Genomic DNA, 4,108 nt, shown 5'->3' with positions numbered 1-4,108 from the left:
GCAGCAGGCGCAGGTGCAGGCGCGGCGGCAGCCGGTGCGGCTTCAGCCTTGGCGGCCGGAGCAGCGGCGGCTGGAGCGGCAGCAGCAGGAGCCGAAGCGCCCGCTACTTTCAGCTTGAGGATGAAGTCACCAGTGCCGACTTCGTCTTCCAGCTTCACGGCAATGCTTTCCACCACGCCGGCTGCCGGCGAAGGGATTTCCATGGAGGCCTTGTCGGACTCCAGGGTGATCAGCGATTGATCAGCTTCGACGGTGTCGCCGACTTTAACCAGCAGTTCGATGATCTTGGCCTTGCCCGACGAACCGATGTCCGGAACATGAATGTCCTGGACTGTTTCGGCGGCAGGTGCAGCCGCCGGAGCCGCAGGGGCCTCGGCAGCAGCGGCAGGCTTCTCGGCGGCAGGCGCCGGGGCAGCAGCAGGAGCGGCCGCCGCAGGGGCCGCATCAGCGGCACCTTCGATTTCCAGCTCAAGCAGTTCGTCGCCTTCTTTCAGGCGGTCGCCCAGCTTCACTTTCAGGCTTTTGACCACGCCGGCCTTGGGAGCAGGGATTTCCATGCTCGCCTTGTCCGATTCCAGGGTCAGGATGCTCTGGTCGGCTTCGACGGTGTCGCCGACCTTCACAAACAGTTCAATTACTTCACCTTCACCGCTGCCGATGTCAGGTACGCGAATGAGTTCGCTCACAGAAAGTCTCCTCAGCAGTCCAGTGGGTTGCGTTTTTCCGGGTTGATCCCGAACTTGACGATAGCGTCTGCTACCACCTTGGGTTCGATTTCACCACGGTCAGCCAAGGCTTCCAGGGCTGCCAACACCACGAAGTGACGGTCGACTTCGAAGAAGTGACGCAGCTTCTTGCGGCTGTCACTACGGCCGAAACCGTCGGTGCCCAGGACTTTGAATTCCTTGGACGGTACCCACTGACGAATTTGTTCAGCAAACAGCTTCATGTAGTCGGTAGAGGCGATAACCGGACCCTTACGGCCAGCCAGGCACTCTTCGACGTAGGTGCGCGCAGGCTTCTGGCCCGGGTGCAGGCGGTTGCTGCGCTCTACGGCCAGGCCGTCGCGACGCAGTTCGTTGAAGCTGGTAACGCTCCATACGTCAGCACCGACGTTGAACTCTTCACGCAGGATTTTTGCAGCTTCACGCACTTCGCGCAGGATGGTGCCGGAGCCCATCAGTTGCACGTGGTGAGCGGCTTCCTTGGTGTCTTCTTCGAGCAGGTACATGCCCTTGATGATGCCTTCCTCGACACCGGCCGGCATGGCTGGCTGCTGGTAGGACTCGTTCATCACGGTGATGTAGTAGAAAACGTCCTGCTGCTCTTCGGTCATCTTCTTCATGCCGTCCTGGATGATCACCGCCAGCTCATAGCCGTAGGTTGGATCAAAGGTGCGGCAGTTCGGGATGGTGCCCGCCAGGATGTGGCTGTGACCGTCTTCGTGTTGCAGGCCTTCGCCGTTCAGCGTGGTCCGCCCGGCAGTACCGCCGATCAGGAAGCCACGGGTACGACTGTCGCCTGCTGCCCAAGCCAGGTCGCCAATACGCTGGAAACCGAACATCGAGTAGAAGATGTAGAACGGCAGCATCGGCTGGTTGTGGCTGGAGTACGAAGTACCGGCAGCGATGAAGGAGCTCATGGCGCCCGCTTCGTTGATGCCTTCTTCGAGGATCTGGCCCTTCTTGTCTTCCTTGTAGAACATCACCTGGTCTTTATCGACTGGCTCGTAGAGCTGGCCGACGGAGGAGTAGATGCCCAACTGACGGAACATGCCTTCCATACCGAAGGTACGGGCTTCGTCCGGGATGATCGGCACGATACGCGAGCCGATTTCCTTGTCCTTGACCAGCTGCGCGAGGATCCGCACGAAGGCCATGGTGGTGGAGATTTCACGGTCGCCCGAGCCGTCCAGGATTGCCTTGAGGGTATCCAGTGGCGGAGTCGGGATGTTGAAGCTCTTGGCGCGGCGCTGAGGCACGAAACCGCCCAGTGCAGTGCGACGCTCGCTGAGGTAGCGGGCTTCGGCGCTGTTTGGCTCCGGCTTGAAGAACGGCAGGTTCTCCAGCTCTTCGTCCTTGACCGGGATGTCGAAGCGGTCGCGGAACAACTTCAGGCTGTCGACATCGACTTTCTTGGTGTTGTGCGCAGTGTTCTTCGCTTCGCCGGCACCGGTGCCATAACCCTTGATGGTCTTGGCCAAGATGACGGTCGGTTGTTCTTTGTGGTTGACCGCTTCGTGGTACGCCGCGTAGACCTTGTACGGGTCGTGGCCGCCACGGTTGAGTTTCCAGATCTCGTCGTCGGACAGGTCTGCAACCATTGCCTTGAGTTCAGGCGTGTTGAAGAAGTGTTCACGTACGAACGCGCCGTCTTTGGCCTTGTAGTTCTGGTACTCGCCGTCGATGACTTCGTCCATGCGACGTTGCAGGATGCCGTCGACGTCCTTGGCCAGCAGTGGGTCCCAGAAACGGCCCCAGATGACTTTGGTCACGTTCCACTGAGCACCACGGAACACGCCTTCGAGTTCCTGGATGATCTTGCCGTTGCCGCGAACCGGGCCGTCGAGGCGCTGCAGGTTGCAGTTGATGACGAAGATCAGGTTGTCCAGCTTCTCGCGGCCGGCCAGGGAGATGGCGCCCAGGGATTCCGGCTCGTCACACTCGCCGTCGCCCAGGAAGCACCAGACTTTCTGCTTGCCTTCAGGGATGAAGCCACGGGCTTCCAGGTACTTCATGAAGCGTGCCTGGTAGATCGCCTGGATCGGGCCCAGGCCCATGGATACCGTCGGGAACTGCCAGAAATCAGGCATCAGCCAAGGGTGCGGATAGGACGAGAGGCCCTGGCCGTCGACTTCCTGGCGGAAGTTGTTCATTTGTTCTTCGGTGATGCGGCCTTCCATGAACGCACGGGCGTAGACGCCTGGCGAGGTGTGGCCCTGGAAGTAGATCAGGTCGCCGCCATGTTCTTCGGTCGGGGCCTGGAAGAAGTAGTTGAAGCCGATGTCATACAGGGTTGCGCTGGAAGCGAAGCTGGAGATGTGACCGCCCAGGTCAGAATCTTTCAAGTTCGTGCGCATTACCATCGCCATGGCGTTCCAGCGTACCAGCGAGCGAATGCGGCGTTCCATGAACAGGTCGCCAGGCATGCGTGCTTCGTGGGTTACCGGGATGGTGTTGCGATACGGCGTGGTGATGGCGTAGGGCAGTTGCGAGCCGCTGCGGGTCGCGAGTTCGCCCATACGGGTCATCAGGTAGTGAGCACGGTCTTCGCCTTCTTTGTCGAGAACCGATTCCAGGGCGTCCAGCCATTCCTGGGTTTCGACGGGATCGAGGTCTTGCATGGCTTGCTCCAGGGCGGAAAGGCTACCAGAATCGGTTGCCTGAAGTTTGCGACTGGCCTTGTGGGCAGACGACATAAATTCTTGGATGGCCGAAGGTTGCTTCGGCGTCCTGTAGTTTTACTACAAATCGTCGGCCATTTCAGCCTTTCGAATGTATATACGAGTAGTAAAACTACACAAGACTGAGCGGATTGCTCGGTCTAGCTGGCGAGCATAATCGTTATTGTTGATCTTTTGCGAACAAGAAAGGGTAGAGATTTGATGTTGACTGCCAAAAAAGAAAAATTTTCAGCTATTTCTAACCTTTGTTCGACAGTCCTTCACCGAGCGTGGTTCTTGCGTTCACAGCTACAAGCCCTTTACGCGCCGATCAAGGATAGACCATGAGCCTTCCAATGCAGGCCGAACTCCCGGCCATCCTGCTTCCATTTGCCAAGCGGGCCGAGCAGTCATTTCGTGACGCCGTGGCCGGATTGGACGGCGATAATGGCCTTTCTGAGTGGACGCCGCAACGTTGGGCTGACTTCGCCCGTGTGTGCGCCGCCAGTGATTTCGTCATTGAACAGAGTGTTCGTGACCCTTTGATGTTGCTCGAGCTGGTGGCCTGGGGCGAACTGGACCGCAGCTTTGCCCCCGGCGAGCTGTGCGGACAGATTGCGGCGGCCGTGCAACAAGCCGAGACAGAAGACGAACTGGGACGGGTTCTGCGCCGCCAGCGCACCCGCCAGCAGGTGCGGATCATCTGGCGCGACCTGACCCGACAGG

2 protein-coding genes and 1 pseudogene are annotated in these 4,108 nt (G+C 59.3%); 1 reads left to right on the top strand and 2 read right to left on the bottom strand.

Annotated elements, in window-relative coordinates:
• Both HX846_RS32375 and aceE read right to left on the bottom strand, forming a co-directional pair.
• Positions 1 to 686: biotin/lipoyl-containing protein (locus HX846_RS32375; protein ID WP_372242036.1), on the bottom strand; the 686-nt coding region annotated here is incomplete at its 3' end.
• Between the two features lie 11 nt (positions 687 to 697).
• On the bottom strand, positions 698 to 3,343 hold the full coding sequence (aceE, locus tag HX846_RS32370; RefSeq protein ID WP_003209439.1) for a pyruvate dehydrogenase (acetyl-transferring), homodimeric type: 2,646 nt from the start codon (positions 3,341 to 3,343) through the stop codon (positions 698 to 700).
• A gap of 383 nt (positions 3,344 to 3,726) precedes the next feature.
• Between aceE and HX846_RS32365 the strand changes: the two are divergent.
• A pseudogene (locus HX846_RS32365) lies at positions 3,727 to 4,108 on the top strand (bifunctional glutamine synthetase adenylyltransferase/deadenyltransferase); the annotation flags it as partial.

Source organism: Pseudomonas sp. K5002 (assembly GCF_013386655.1).
Classification (GTDB): Bacteria; Pseudomonadota; Gammaproteobacteria; order Pseudomonadales; family Pseudomonadaceae; genus Aquipseudomonas.
The sequence above is the reverse complement of the archived record's forward strand: the minus strand, read 5'-3'. Positions and strand labels throughout refer to the sequence as shown.